Annotated in this window: 11 protein-coding genes and 1 pseudogene; 2 read left to right on the forward strand and 10 right to left on the reverse strand. The window is 71.1% G+C overall.

The features are described 5' to 3' along the window. Positions 1-44 precede the first annotated feature (44 nt). Positions 45-302, reverse strand: coding sequence for a DUF397 domain-containing protein (locus GHR20_RS10280; RefSeq protein WP_153813005.1), 258 nt, complete (start codon positions 300-302; stop codon positions 45-47). After that, positions 299-1,138 carry a helix-turn-helix transcriptional regulator gene (locus GHR20_RS10285; RefSeq protein ID WP_153813006.1) on the reverse strand — a complete coding sequence of 280 codons (840 nt, stop codon included), beginning with the start codon at positions 1,136-1,138 and terminating at the stop codon, positions 299-301. Before GHR20_RS10285 ends, GHR20_RS10280 begins: the two co-directional genes overlap by 4 nt. Before the next feature lie 135 nt (positions 1,139-1,273). Here GHR20_RS10285 and GHR20_RS10290 point away from each other — a divergent pair, with 135 nt between their 5' ends. Next, a complete protein-coding gene (locus tag GHR20_RS10290) occupies positions 1,274-1,693 on the forward strand; it encodes an ATP-binding protein (RefSeq protein ID WP_243877994.1) in 420 nt (139 codons plus the stop codon). Positions 1,694-1,724: 31 nt separating this feature from the next. Here the strand turns inward: GHR20_RS10290 and ispG are convergent, their stop codons facing one another. The 3 genes from ispG to dxr all read right to left on the reverse strand — a co-directional run bounded on the left by ispG (position 1,725) and on the right by dxr (position 5,648). After that, a complete protein-coding gene (gene ispG, locus GHR20_RS10295; RefSeq protein WP_111585638.1) occupies positions 1,725-2,882 on the reverse strand; it encodes a flavodoxin-dependent (E)-4-hydroxy-3-methylbut-2-enyl-diphosphate synthase in 1,158 nt (385 codons plus the stop codon). Positions 2,883-3,075: 193 nt separating this feature from the next. Further along, on the reverse strand, positions 3,076-4,380 hold the full coding sequence (locus GHR20_RS10300) for a site-2 protease family protein (RefSeq protein WP_148024185.1): 1,305 nt from the start codon (positions 4,378-4,380) through the stop codon (positions 3,076-3,078). Further along, on the reverse strand, positions 4,377-5,648 hold the full coding sequence (gene dxr / locus GHR20_RS10305) for a 1-deoxy-D-xylulose-5-phosphate reductoisomerase (RefSeq protein WP_153813007.1): 1,272 nt from the start codon (positions 5,646-5,648) through the stop codon (positions 4,377-4,379). Before dxr ends, GHR20_RS10300 begins: the two co-directional genes overlap by 4 nt. Positions 5,649-5,813: 165 nt before the next feature. Between dxr and GHR20_RS10310 the strand changes: the two genes are divergently transcribed. After that, positions 5,814-6,272 carry a lamin tail domain-containing protein gene (locus GHR20_RS10310; RefSeq protein ID WP_111585635.1) on the forward strand — a complete coding sequence of 153 codons (459 nt, stop codon included), beginning with the start codon at positions 5,814-5,816 and terminating at the stop codon, positions 6,270-6,272. A gap of 19 nt (positions 6,273-6,291) precedes the next feature. Here the strand turns inward: GHR20_RS10310 and GHR20_RS10315 are convergent. The 5 genes and pseudogenes from GHR20_RS10315 to GHR20_RS10335 all read right to left on the reverse strand — a co-directional run bounded on the left by GHR20_RS10315 (position 6,292) and on the right by GHR20_RS10335 (position 13,817). Next, positions 6,292-8,228 (reverse strand): annotated as a pseudogene (locus GHR20_RS10315) (acyl-CoA dehydrogenase family protein). Between the two features lie 200 nt (positions 8,229-8,428). Beyond that, positions 8,429-8,908, reverse strand: coding sequence for a hypothetical protein (locus tag GHR20_RS10320; protein WP_153813008.1), 480 nt, complete (start codon positions 8,906-8,908; stop codon positions 8,429-8,431). 257 nt (positions 8,909-9,165) lie between these two features. Continuing rightward, positions 9,166-10,296, reverse strand: coding sequence for an NAD(P)/FAD-dependent oxidoreductase (locus tag GHR20_RS10325; protein WP_153813009.1), 1,131 nt, complete (start codon positions 10,294-10,296; stop codon positions 9,166-9,168). A gap of 317 nt (positions 10,297-10,613) precedes the next feature. Further along, positions 10,614-12,059 (reverse strand): aldehyde dehydrogenase family protein, encoded by a 1,446-nt coding sequence (locus tag GHR20_RS10330; protein ID WP_153813010.1) that lies wholly within the window; start codon positions 12,057-12,059, stop codon positions 10,614-10,616. Between the two features lie 159 nt (positions 12,060-12,218). Further along, complete coding sequence (locus GHR20_RS10335; protein WP_153813011.1) at positions 12,219-13,817, reverse strand: PucR family transcriptional regulator; 1,599 nt, start codon at positions 13,815-13,817, stop codon at positions 12,219-12,221. Between the last annotated feature and the right edge of the window lie 32 nt (positions 13,818-13,849).

The following is a 13,849-nucleotide window of genomic DNA, read 5'->3' on the forward strand; positions in this document are numbered from 1 at the left end:
GGGGGCGCGGCGGATCACCCGTCGCGCCCCCGCCGTCGTACACCTCAAGCCTGGACGAGTCCCAGGAACGCCTGCCACGCGGTGGTGGGGACGGAGAGGGTGGGGGCGGTGGTGGGGTGCTGCTTGGAGTCGCGGATGTGGATGGTGGTGGGGCAGGTGGCGATCTCGACGCACTGGCCGCCAGCCCCGCTGCTGTAGCTCGACTTGTGCCAGGGAAGGGCGACTTCGAGGCATTCCCCGCCATCGCCGCTGCTGTAGCTGCTCTTGAACCACGTCAGGTCCGACGGCTTCTCGACGTTCATGTCTCTCCCAGCAACTTCTCTACGAATGCCAGCGACTCGCGTGGCGTCAGGGCCTGGGCCCGCAGAAGACCGTACTGCTCCTCCACTTCCCTGACCGTCACGCGGTCGGTGAAGAGGCGGCTGGCCTTGTAGGCAGGTACGTAGGCGATCCTGCGTCCTTTCGCCGTCTCGATCAAGGTGAACGGGCCGTTGAGGGAGGCGTGCTCCTCGCTGTCGTTCGGCATGACCTGGATCTCCACATTACGCCGCTGGCCCACCAGTAGGATCTGCTCCAACTGGCCACGCCAGACAGCGAGTCCACCCAACTGCCTGCACAGGACGGACTCCTCCAACACGAAGGTCACGGTGGGCGCCGGTTGCCGCGCGAAGATCTCCTGTCGGGCCAGTCGTGCCATCACCCGCTGCTCGATCGTCTCCGTACTCAGTACCGGCCGCCACATCGTGAACACCGCACGCGCGTACTCCTCCGTCTGCAACAGCCCCGGTACCGCCTGCACGGCGAACACGTGCAACGCGACCGCCTGTTTCTCCAGCGCCGCCGCATCCTGGAAGAACGCCGGATACTGCGCCCTCTCCATGTCCTCGACGAAGTCGATCAGCATCCCACCCGCGTCCAGCACCTCGTCCGCCTGCCGGATGAACTTCGCGTTCGGGATGCGCCGACCCACCTCGTACGACGTGATCGTCGCGGCCGAGTAACCGGTGCGGCGGCCCAACTCGGCCCGGTCCATGCGCGCTTGGACGCGCAGCCGCTTCAGCACCCGTCCGAAGACGAGCGGAATGCCCGAGCCCGGTGTTTCCCGGCCTTCCTGGTCTTCCTGTGCTTCCTCGCTCATGTACACCCCCAATGCCCTTGCGCCACCCTCGGTCACGGCGCGCACGTGTACAGCGGCACCTCGCCCTTGTACAACGCCTGGTGGTCCTGGTGCGGCCGCTGTTCAACGCTACTGAGCGTGCGGGACCGTAACCGCGTGAAATCAGAAATCTCCACCCAGGAATTCGCCATGCGCTTCACCTCCACCCCGCGCGGCGCGCGGCTCGCCCGGCGGCTGGTCTCGCTGCGGCTGGACGAGTGGGGGCACGCGTACGACGGCCGGGTCAACGAGGCCGTCACGCTGATCGCCGCCGAGTTCGCCGCCAACGCCGTACGGCACGGGCGGGTGCCCGGGCGGGACTTCCATCTGCGGCTCGCCGAGGAGGACGGGGTCGTACGCCTGGAGGTCTCCGACACCCGGGGCGAACGGATGCCCGAGCCCCGGGTGCCGTGCGGTGAGGGCGGGCGGGGGCTGATCCTGGTGGAGGCGCTCGCCGACAAGTGGGGAGTGGCGCCCCGGCAGCCCGGCAAGACGGTCTGGGCGGAGGTACGGCTGAGTCCCGCCACCGAGGGGTGACGGGACTCGTGCTGTCGTACGGTCAGTACGGTCAGCCCGCGACGGAGACCGAGGGCTCGCCGGACTCGACGCCCTCGTCCTGCATCTTCTCGGCCAGCTTCATGGCCTCCTCGATGAGGGTCTCGACGATCTTGGACTCGGGGACGGTCTTGATGACCTCGCCCTTGACGAAGATCTGGCCCTTGCCGTTGCCGGAGGCGACGCCCAGGTCGGCCTCGCGTGCCTCGCCGGGGCCGTTGACGACGCAGCCCATGACGGCGACGCGGAGCGGGACGTCCATGCCGGTGAGGCCCGCGGTGACCTCTTCGGCGAGCTTGTAGACGTCGACCTGGGCGCGGCCGCAGGACGGGCAGGAGACGATCTCCAGGCCGCGCTGGCGCAGGTTCAGGGACTCCAGGATCTGGTTGCCGACCTTGACCTCCTCCACCGGAGGGGCCGAGAGGGAGACGCGGATGGTGTCGCCGATGCCCTCGGAGAGCAGCGCGCCGAAGGCGACGGCCGACTTGATGGTGCCCTGGAAGGCGGGACCGGCCTCGGTGACGCCGAGGTGCAGGGGGTAGTCGCACTGCGCGGCGAGCTGGCGGTACGCCTCGATCATGATGACCGGGTCGTTGTGCTTGACCGAGATCTTGATGTCGCGGAAGTCGTGCTCCTCGAAGAGGGAGGCTTCCCACAGGGCGCTCTCGACCAGCGCCTCCGGGGTGGCCTTGCCGTACTTCTGGAGCAGGCGGCGGTCCAGCGAGCCCGCGTTCACGCCGATGCGGATCGGGGTGCCGTGCTCCTTGGCGGCCTGCGCGATCTCCTTGACCTGGTCGTCGAACTTCTTGATGTTGCCCGGGTTCACCCGGACCGCGGCGCAGCCGGCCTCGATGGCGGCGAACACGTACTTGGGCTGGAAGTGGATGTCCGCGATCACCGGGAGCTGGGACTTGCGCGCGATGGTGGGCAGCGCGTCGGCGTCGTCCTGGGTGGGGCAGGCCACCCGGACGATCTGGCAGCCGGAGGCGGTCAGCTCGGCGATCTGCTGGAGGGTGGCGCCGATGTCGGACGTACGGGTCGTGGTCATCGACTGGACCGATACGGGCGCGTCTCCGCCGACCGCCACGCTTCCGACCTGGATCTGCCGGCTCTTGCGGCGCTCGGCGAGCTTGGTCGGAACGGACGGCATGCCGAGAGAAATCGCAGTCATCTGCTGTGCAACCCCAAGTCGTGGATCAAGATCCGGCCCCGTGCTACGGCGGGCTCCGGCATCCGAGATTACGGCACCGGCGCGTGCGCGGGCACATCCCACCCGGGAAACCCCCTCATTGGGGGGCGGCCGGACGCCGCACGGCAAGCGGCCCGGAACCCCAGGGTCCCGGGCCGCCGTGAACGCCGGATGGCTAGGAGATTTTCACCGGGTTCACCACGTCCGCGATGAGCACCAGGACGGTGAAGCAGACGAAGATCCCGGCCACCACGTAGGCCACCGGCATCAGCTTGGCCACGTCGAACGGTCCCGGGTCCGGGCGGCGCAGCACCCGGGCCAGGTTGCGCCGCAGCGCCTCCCACAGGGCGCCGGCGATGTGGCCGCCGTCGAGCGGGAGCAGCGGGAGCATGTTGAACAGGAACAGCGAGAGGTTGAACCCGGCGAGCAGCATCACGAACATCGCCACCTGCTGGGAGGCGGGGATGTCCAGGGTGGCGATGTCGCCGGTGATACGGGCCGCGCCGACGATGCCCATCGGCGAGTCCGGCTGGCGCGGGGCGTTGTCGAACGCGGCGTCCCACAGGGCCGGGATCTTGCCGGGCAGGGCGGCGAGGGAGTCGACGGCGTCCCCGACCCGGTCGCTCATCCAGGTCACCGAGTCGCCGAAGCCCTGCTTCTGCACGCCCGTCGCGGAGCTGAAGCCGAGGAAGCCGGCCTTCACGTACTTGCCCTGCACGTAGGTGCCGCTGGAGTCCTTCTGGGCGACCAGGTTGGTGGCGATCTTCGCGTGCAGGGTGAGCTGCTTCCCGTCGCGCTCCACGACGATCGGCACGTCCTTGCCCGCGCTGACCCGGATCAGGTCCGAGAGGGTGTTCCAGTCCTTGGTGGGCTTGCCGGCGAAGGAGACGATCTTGTCGCGCTTCTGGATGCCGGCGGCCGCGGCCGGGGAGGCCGGGTCGGACTTCTTGCAGCTGTCGCGGTTCTCGCTCTGCGCGATGACACAGGGCGAGACGGAGGAGACGGTGGTGGTCTGCTGCTGGATGCCGAAGCCCATGAGCACCGTGAAGAACAGGGCGATGGCGAGCACCAGATTCATGAACGGGCCCGCGAACATGACGATGACGCGCTTCCAGGGCTTGCGCGTGTAGAACATGCGCGTCTCGTCGCCGGGCTGGAGCTCCTCGTAGGCGGCCGAGCGGGCGTCCTCGATCATCCCGCGCCACGGTGAGGTGGAGCGGGCGGAGATCCGGCCCGCGTTGTCCGGCGGGAACATGCCGATCATGCGGATGTAGCCGCCGAGCGGGATCGCCTTGATGCCGTACTCGGTGTCGCCCTTCCTGCGCGACCACACGGTGGGGCCGAAGCCGACCATGTACTGCGGGACGCGGATGCCGAAGAGTTTGGCCGTCGACAGGTGCCCCAGCTCGTGCCACGCGATCGAGACGAGCAGACCGAACGCGAAGACCACTATGCCGAGGATGAACATCAAGGTCGTCATGCACGCGCCTCCGCGGTCGCCGTCGTGGCTGTGATCTCACGGGCCCGGGTCCGTGCCCAGGTCTCCGCTTCGAGGACGTCCGACACCGTGAGTGAAGTTCCCGTTCCGGGTGTGCCGTGTTCCTCGACGACCCGGGTGACGGTCTCCATGATCCCGTTGAAGGGCAGCGCGCCGTTCAGGAAAGCCGCGACGCACTCCTCATTGGCGGCATTGAACACCGCCGGAGCCGTCCCCGCGAGCTGTCCGACGTGCCGGGCCAGATTCACCGCGGGGAAGGCGTCGTCGTCCAGCGGGAAGAACTCCCAGGTGGACGCCTTGCTCCAGTCGAAGGCGGGCGCGGCGTCCGGAACCCGTTCGGGCCAGCCGAGACCGATGGCGATCGGGCCCCGCATGTCCGGCGGCGTGGCCTGGGCGATCGTCGAGCCGTCGGTGAACTCGACCATCGAGTGGACGTACGACTGCGGGTGCACGACCACCTCGATGCGGTCGAACGGGATGTCGTACAGCAGATGCGCCTCGATGACCTCCAAGCCCTTGTTGACCAGGGTCGCGGAGTTGACCGTGATCACCGGGCCCATCGCCCAGGTGGGGTGGGCGAGGGCGTCCTGGACGGTGACGTCCGCGAGGTCCGCCTTGGTACGGCCGCGGAAGGGGCCGCCGGAGGCGGTGACGACCAGCTTGCGCACCTCGGCGCGGGTGCCGGCGGCGAGCGCCTGGAAGAGGGCGGCGTGCTCGGAGTCGACCGGGATGATCTGGCCGGGCTTGGCCAGCGCGGTGACCAGCGGGCCGCCGACGATCAGCGACTCCTTGTTGGCGAGCGCGAGGGTGCGGCCCGCCTCCAGGGCGGCGAGGGCCGGCGCGAGGCCGATGGAGCCGGTGATGCCGTTCAGCACGGTGTGGCAGTCGGAGGCGGCCACCTCGGTGGCCGCCTCCGGTCCGGCGAGGATCTCGGGCAGCGGCTCGCCGGGGCCGTACGCGGCGGCGAGCGCCTCGCGCAGGGCCGGTACGGCGTCCTCGCGGGCGACCGCGACGGTGCGCACCCGCAGCCGGTGCGCCTGCTCGGCGAGGAGCGCGACCCGGCCGCCGTTGGCGGACAGCGCGGTGACGCGGAAGCGGCCGGGGTTGCGCAGCACGAGGTCGATGGCCTGGGTGCCGATGGATCCGGTGGAGCCGAGGACCACCACGTCCTTGGGGCCGTCGCCCGCGAGGGGGTCGTAGACGAGGTGGGGGTCGGCGAGGGGTGCCGGACGGGCAGGGCTGTCGGTCATCCCCCCATTGTGGCCGCTGGGGGTGACGGCCCGGACAGGGTGTCCCCTCAAGGAGTGTGTCCGAAGGCGGAGTAAGAGTGAAGATCCTGTGATAGCACTTCAGTCTTCGCGTCTTTTCCTCGCGGAACTCTTTCTCGCGGACGACATCCTTGGGGGGATCTCTTCATGCGGACCATACGGCTGCGCGCCGCCCTGCCCGCCCTCGCCGGCGCCGCCCTGCTCGCCGGCACCCTGCTCACCACTCCGGCCCAGGCCGCCGGGGGCGTGAAGATCCACCACGTCTGGTTCGACAGCCCCGGCTCGGACAACCGCTCGAACACGAGCCTGAACGGCGAGTGGGTGCAGATCAAGAACACCGGGGGCTCGGCGGTCTCGCTCAAGGGCTGGGTGCTCAAGGACGTCTCGAACCACCGGTACGTCTTCCCGAACGTCACGATCGGCGCCGGGAAGTACATGAAGATCCACACCGGGTCGGGCAGGGACACCTCGTCGGACAAGTACCAGGGCCGCCGCGCCTACGTCTGGAACAACGACAAGGACACGGCGACGCTGACGAAGGCGAGCGGCGCCAAGGTCTGGTCCTGCTCCTGGACGACGCGGGACCCCAGCGATAAGTACTGCTGACACTTCCGACCGGGTACCGCTAGTCGCCGTAGGGGCGGCGGGCGTTGGGGTGGGCGGAGGGTCCGGGGGTCGCGTCCGCGATCCACGGGCCGTCCTGCGAGGGGTCCACGATGCCCTCCTCCAGCCAGGTGTAGGCGCCGCCGAGGACGCCCTCGACGACCTTGTGGTCGAGGTCGTCGGTGTTGCTCCACAGCCGCCCGAACAGCTCCTCGACGCGGATACGGGCCTGGTGGCAGAAGGCGTCGGCGAGCTGGTACGCCTCCCGGCCGTGCTCGTCGCGGGTGCGCAGCCGCTCGGCCCGCACGCAGGCCGCGCTCATCGCGAACAGCTCGGCGCCGATGTCCACGATCCGGCCGAGGAAGCCCTGCTTGGTCTCCATCCGGCCCTGCCAGCGGGACATGCCGTAGAAGGTCGCGCGGGCCAGCCTGCGGGCCGTGCGCTCGACGTAGCGCAGATGGGCGGACAGATCGACGCCGTGCCGGAACTCGCCGTACGAGGTGGGCAGTTGACCGGGCCCGGCGACGAGCTTCGGCAGCCACTTGGCGTAGAAGACCCCGGCCTGCGCGCCCGCTTTCGCCTTCTCGGTGAGGGACTTGGCCGGATCGATGAGGTCGCCGGCGACGGAGAGGTGGGCGTCCACCGCCTCGCGGGCGATCAGCAGATGCATGATCTCGGTGGAGCCCTCGAAGATCCGGTTGATGCGCAGATCGCGCAGCATCTGCTCGGCGGGTACGGCCCGTTCGCCGCGCGCCTTGAGCGACTCGGCCGTCTCGTAGCCGCGCCCGCCCCGGATCTGGACCAGCTCGTCGGCCATCTTCCAGGCCATCTCGGAGCCGTAGAGCTTGGCGAGGGCGGCCTCGATGCGGATGTCGTTGCGGTCCTCGTCGGCCATCTGGGAGGACAGGTCGAGCACCGCCTCCAGGGCGAAGGTGGTCGCCGCGATGAAGCTGATCTTGGCGCCGACGGCCTCGTGCAGCGCGACGGGCTTGCCCCACTGCTCGCGCTCCGCCGACCATTCTCGGGCGATTTTCAGACACCATTTGCCGGCGCCGGCGCACATCGCGGGCAGCGAGAGGCGGCCGGTGTTGAGGGTGGTGAGCGCGATCTTCAGACCGGCGCCCTCAGGGCCGATCCGGTGCGCGGCCGGCACCCGCACCCGGTGGAAGCGGGTCACGCCGTTCTCGATGCCGCGCAGCCCCATGAAGGCGTTGCGGTGCTCGACGGTGATGCCCTCGGAGCCGGCCTCCACGACGAACGCGGTGATGCCGCCCTTGTGCCCCTCGGACTTCGGCACCCGTGCCATGACGACGAGGAGATCGGCGACGACGCCGTTGGTGGTCCAGAGCTTCACCCCGTCGAGGACGTACGCGTCGCCCTCGGGACCGCCGTGGTGGCGAGCCGCGCCGGGTCCGAGCCGACGTCGGGCTCGGTGAGCAGGAAGGCGGATATGTCCGTGCGGGCGCACCGGGGCAGGAAGGCGTCCTTCTGCTCCGGCGTGCCGAACATCTTCAGCGGCTGGGGCACGCCGATCGACTGGTGCGCGGAGAGCAGGGCGCCGACGGCGGGGCTCACGGAGCCGACCAGGGCGAGGGCCTTGTTGTAGTACAGCTGGCTGAGGCCGAGACCGCCGTACCGCGGGTCGATCTTCATCCCGAGGGCGCCGAGTTCCTTCAGGCCGGCCACGACCGCGTCGGGGATGCGGGCCTCGCGCTCGATCCGCGCGGAGTCGATCTCCGTCTCGCAGAAGGCGCGCAGCTTGGCCAGGAACTCCTCGCCACGCCGTACGGACTCCTCGGCGGGCATCGGGTGCGGGTGCACGAGATCGAGCCGGAAGCGCCCGAGGAACAGCTCCTTGGCGAAGCTGGGCCGGTGCCAGTCCCGCTCCCGCGCGGCCTCCGCGACCTCGCGGGCCTCACGCTCGGTGACGGTGCTGCGGTTCTCGGTGGGGGCGGACATGGGATCACCTCGCCGCGAGAGGGGACGGCCGGGGCTGGTGGCTACCGACCGGTGCTACTGGCTCGTTCGTACCCGAATCGAACGCCGCGCGCCACCCCTCGTGCGGCCCCTTGAGCCGGTCGGGTGGCGCGGCGAGAAAAACGGGCCGCGCCCCCGGAGCTGTGTCCGGCGGCGCGGCCCGTCTCGCGTCCGTACGTATGTCAGACGGTGCGCTCCGGAGCCGGTGCGGGCTGCGGGGCGGGAGCGCCCATGGGCTGCTGGCCGGCCATCGGGTACGGGGCGGGCATCGGCTGCGGGGTGCCCATCGGCTGCGGGGCGGGGGCGCCCATCGGGGGCTGGCCCGCCATCGGGTACGGGGCGGGCATCGGCTGCGGGGCGCCCATCGGCTTCTGAGCGGCCATCGTCTTCCGGTGCGAACGCGACCGGAAGAAGTTGACGACGACCATGACGGGCAGGATGAACGCCTTGAAGAAGATGAGGTACGAGCCCCCCTGGAAGATGAATCCGAGGTAGATGCCGTAGCCCATGAACCCGAGACCGGCGATCACGTTGAACGCCCGCCAACCCTTGCTGAGACCACCGGCGTTGACGACACCCAGGATCAGCATCGCGGCACCGCTGATGAAGAGCAGAACGACGTACCAGGAAAAGAGGGGCTCAGCACTGAAGTCGAGGTTCACGAAAATCCCTTGGCGAAAAGTGGACGGCCCGCGAATGCGGACGGCGCACACTATCCAGGTCGCACACAGTTCCGCCACGCACTTGTGAACGGAATTTTCCGCTCCCGTGAGCGGCCTTCTCGGTGGACCGTCTCCGCAAAATGGGGCGAAGTACCGTATGACACCGCCGAATTCACCCTCGCCAAAACCTCCGGCACTCTCCGGGGCCCACAACCGGTGATCCAATCGTTTCCCGTTCGTGGCCTGTTCGGATTCACTCAGGAGCGGCCGAACAACGTGGCCACGCTCCGCGGTGTTTCCTCGCCGAAGAAGATCTCCAGGTTCCGCGCCGAGCGGTCGGCGGCGTCGGCGCCGCGCTTGAAGAGCCGTTCCTCGTAGGCGGTGAGCGCGGCCTCGGGATCGGGGTGCTCGACCAGCTCTGCCGCCAGGTCCGCGCCGTCGTACAGGGCGAGGTTCGCGCCCTCGCCCGCGAAGGGCGACATCAGATGCGCGGCATCGCCGACGAGCGTCGCGCCGGGCACCCTGTCCCAGGTGAGGCCGACGGGCAGGGCGTAGATGGGCCGGAGCCACGGTTCCGCGTCGCTGTGCGTCACGAAGGCGGTGAGCAGCGGCGACCAGCCGTCGAACTCGTCGGCGAGTCGGCGCAGGCCGGCGGACGGGTCGCCGAAGTCGATCGACCTCACCCATTCCTCGGGCTTGTTCAGCGCCACGTATCCGCGCACGCCCCCGTCGGCGTCGCGATGGGCGATGATCCCCCGGCCCGGCGCGACCGCCATCAGCGTGCCGCCGCCGATCGCGGCCACGCTCGCCCGGTGGTCCCGGCGGTTTCGGCCGCCCGCGGCGAGGGCGATCTCGATGAAGCAGGTTCCGCTGTAGCGGGGCGTGGCGGGGGTGAGCAGCGGACGCACCCTCGACCAGGCGCCGTCCGCGCCGACGACGAGGTCGGCGCGCGCGCCGGAACCGTCCGCGAAGGCGAGGTCGTAGCCGCCCCCCGCCCGGTGCCGGACGGAGGCGAGCTTGTGGCCCCACCGGATCGTCCCCGGCGCCAGCGCGCCGATGAGCAGGCGCCTGAGTTCGCCGCGGTCCACCTCCGGCCGGGCCGAACCGGGGTCTCCGGGCCGGTCGAACAGGACCGTGCCGTGCCGGTCGACCACGCGCTTGGCGTCCTCGCCCGGCCGGACCAGGGTGAGGAACTCGTCGTACAGACCGGCGGCGCGCAGCGCGACCTGTCCGGTCTCCTCGTGAAGGTCGAGCAGGCCGCCCTGCGCACGGGTGCCGGCCGACGCCTCGCTCTCGTAGATCGTCGCGGCGACGCCGTGGGCCTGGAGCACCCGCGCGAGCGTCAGCCCGCCCGGTCCGGCTCCGACGATGGCGATGGTCTTCCGCATGGTGCGCCCCTCTGTCGCGCCGACACGCGTCGGCGGTGGTCAGCGCCGGGAGCGGGCCAGATGCCCCCTCACGGCAAGGAGACGCTCACCGACCGGAACCGTCCGCGTCGATGTGTGCGCGATGCCCGGCGGGTGAGCCCGCGGCGGGAACATCGTTTTTCGCGACCTCGCGACTATAGCCCGACCGTCGCCTCGGCCATGGCCCGACCGTCGCCCCGACCGGGAAAAGAGAACGGCCGCAGCCCCCGCACAGTGGGCTGCGGCCGTTCCGTTCCGACCTGTCCGTGGCAGGTCAGCTCATGGCGACCTGCGGCAGGTCAGAGCGCGAGGCCCGTCAGGACGAGGACGCGCTCGTAGGTGTAGTCCTCCATCGCGGAGCGGACGCCCTCGCGGCCGACGCCGGACTGCTTGGCACCGCCGTACGGCATCTGGTCGGCGCGGTAGGACGGGACGTCGCCGATCACCACGCCGCCGACCTCCAGGGCGCGGTGGGCGCGGAAGGCGGCCTGGAGGTCGTGGGTGAACACGCCCGCCTGGAGGCCGTACTTGGAGTCGTTGACCGCGGCGAACGCCTCGGCCTCGCCGTCCACCTTCTGCACGCTGAGGACCGGTCCGAAGACCTCCTCACGGGCGAGGGTGACGTCCGCGGGCAGGTCGGTGAGCACGGTCGGCGCGTACGAGGCGCCGTCGCGGTCGCCGCCGGTGAGCAGCGCGGCGCCGGCCTCCACGGCCTCCTTGACCCAGGACTCCACGCGCTGGGCGGCGTCCTCGCTGACCAGCGGGCCGACATCGGTCTTCGGGTCGTTCGGGTCGCCGGTGACCTGGGCCTCGACGGCGGCGACGATGCGCGGCAGCAGCCGGTCGTACACCGGGGCGTCCACGATCACGCGCTGCACGGAGATGCAGGACTGGCCGCCCTGGTAGTTGGAGAAGGTCGCGATGCGGTTCGCGGCCCAGTCCAGGTCGGCGTCCGAGGAGAAGTCGCCGAGGACGACGGCCGCGCCGTTGCCGCCCAGCTCCAGGGTGCAGTGCTTGCGCGGCACCGAGTCCATGATCGCGTAGCCGACCTTCTCGGAACCCGTGAAGGAGATGACCGGCAGGCGCTCGTCCTGGACCAGGGCGGGCATCTTGTCGTTGGCGACCGGCAGGATCGACCAGGAGCCGGCGGGCAGCTCGGTCTCGGCCAGCAGCTCGCCGATGACCAGGCCGGACAGCGGGGTGGCCGGGGCCGGCTTGAGGATGATCGGGGCGCCGGCCGCGATCGCCGGGGCGATCTTGTGGGCGCACAGGTTCAGCGGGAAGTTGAACGGCGCGATGCCGAGCACGACGCCCTTCGGGAAGCGCCGGACCAGCGCGAGCCGGCCCTCGCCGCCGCCGTCGGTGTCGAGGCGCTGGGCCTCGCCGCCGTTGAACCGGCGGGCCTCCTCGGCGGCCCAGCGGAACACCGAGGCGGCGCGGCCGACCTCGCCGCGGGCCCACTTGATGGGCTTGCCGTTCTCGGCGGAGATCAGCTGACCGATCTCCTCGGTGCGCTCGGTCAGGCGCTTGGCCACGTGGTCGAGGGCGGCGGCCCGTACGTGCGCGGGGGTGGCGGCGAACTCGTCGCGGGCGGCGTACGCGGCGGCCACGGCCTCCTCGACCTGGGCGTCGGTCGGCACGCTGACGGTGCCGACGAGCCGGCCGTCCCACGACGAGGTGACGTCGAAGGTGGTCTCACCGGTGACCTGGCGGCCGGCGAGCCAGAAGGCGTGGGTGGAAGTCATGTGCGATTCCCGGCCTTTCCGCGTTGAGGGGGCGTCCTTGGCTTTCGTGCTCCACGGTAGGGCGGCGGGGGCCGGGGGTCGCTTGTCCGTGCCGTAGCAGTAGGGGCGGCGGCCACTACTGATTGGACTACTGCACCGGTGATCGGACCACTGCACCGGTCACTGGTCGGTCGCTGTGGTCTTCAGGGCGAGCCACAGCTCCATGCGCACGTCGGGGTCGTCCAGGGAACGCCCGAGGATCTCCTCGACCCGGCGCATCCGGTAGCGCAGCGTGTGCCGGTGCACGCCCAGGTCGGCGGCGGCCGCGTCCCACTGCCCGTGCCGGGAGAGCCAGGCGCGCAGGGAGGCGACCAGGTCGCCGCGGCCGGTGGCGTCGTGCGCGTACAGCGGGCGCAGCAGCCCGTCGGCGAACGCCTTGACCGCGTCGTCGGCGAGCAGCGGCAGCACGGAACCGGCGGCCAGCCGCTCGTGCTCGACCAGGACCCGGCCCCGGCGGCGGGCCACCGACAGGGACTGCTCGGCCTGCTTGTAGGCGGCCGCGGCGGCGATCGGACCGGCAGGGGCGGACAGTCCGACGACGATCTCGTCCTCGTCGGTGACCGCGTGCTCGGGGCTGGTGCGGGCGGCCTCCAGCGCGGCGGCCCAGGCGACGCAGGCGGCGACCGCCGCGCCGCCGTCCGCGGCCAGGACGACGAGCCGCGCGCCCTCCGGTACGACCAGTACCGCCTCGCCGGAGCGGGCGGCGGCGGCCTCCAGGGCCTCGGCGAGGGTGCCGAGCCGGTCGCCGCCGGCCGCGGTGGCGGCGCGGGCGCCGGGCACCGCGTCGGCGACGATCATCCGGAACGGGGCGTCCAGCAGCCCGCCGTACAGGTCGCCGGCGACGGCGCGGGCGTGGTCGGGTTCGCCGGCCAGCAGCATGCGCAGGACGGCGGTGCCGATGCGCTGTTCGGCGGCGTGCAGGGAGCGGGAGCGCTCGGTGGTGAGGGTGAGCAGGGCGATGGCGGAATACACGGCGTACCGCTCGGCGGTGCCCAGGGCGGCGGCGGTGCCGACGGCGAGGGCGGCGCGGGGGCGGCGGCCGGTGCCCAGGGAGTGCAGTTCGACGCGGTCCTCGTGCTCGGGTCCGCCGACCACGGAGGAGGCGGGGGCGGGCCGCTCCCGGAGTCTCTCCACCTCGCCGGTGAGGCGGGCGGCGCGGCGGCCGGCCCAGTCGGGGGCGGCGGCGACGACGGTGCCGGAGGCGTCGTAGAGCGCGGCCCAGCCGTCGACCTGGGCGGCGAGGGAAGTGAGCAGGCCCTCGGGGCCGGCGTTCAGGGCCTGCTTGGTCAGCTCGCGCTGGGCGGCGAAGCCGGCGGTGACGGCGCGGTACTGGTCGGCGGCGATGGCGGCGGAGACGGCCTTGCTGATGGCGAGGAAGGGGGTGCGGCGGGGGACTTCGAGCAGCGGCAGGGGCTCGTGCGCGCAGGCGTCGACGAGGGCCTTCGGGATCTCCTCGTAATTGACCCCGACGGCGAAGCCGAGCCCGACGACGCCCGCGCCCGCGAGGCGCCGTACGTACCGGCGCATGGCCTCCGGGTCCTCCGCGTCCAGCTTGAGCGCAGTGATCAGGAGCAGCTCGCCGCCCTCCATGTAGGGCACGGGGTCGGCGAGCTCGCTGACGTGCGCCCAGCGCACGGGCACGTCGAGGTGGTCGGCGCCGGCCCGGACGGTCAGCTTCAGCGCCGAGTGGTGGACGAGTGAGGCGAGCGTCGGGGGCATGGTGCCTTCACGGTGACGGAGATCTGTCTTGG

Origin of the sequence: Streptomyces sp. SUK 48, from assembly GCF_009650765.1 — a bacterium.
GTDB lineage: Bacteria > Actinomycetota > Actinomycetes > Streptomycetales > Streptomycetaceae > Streptomyces.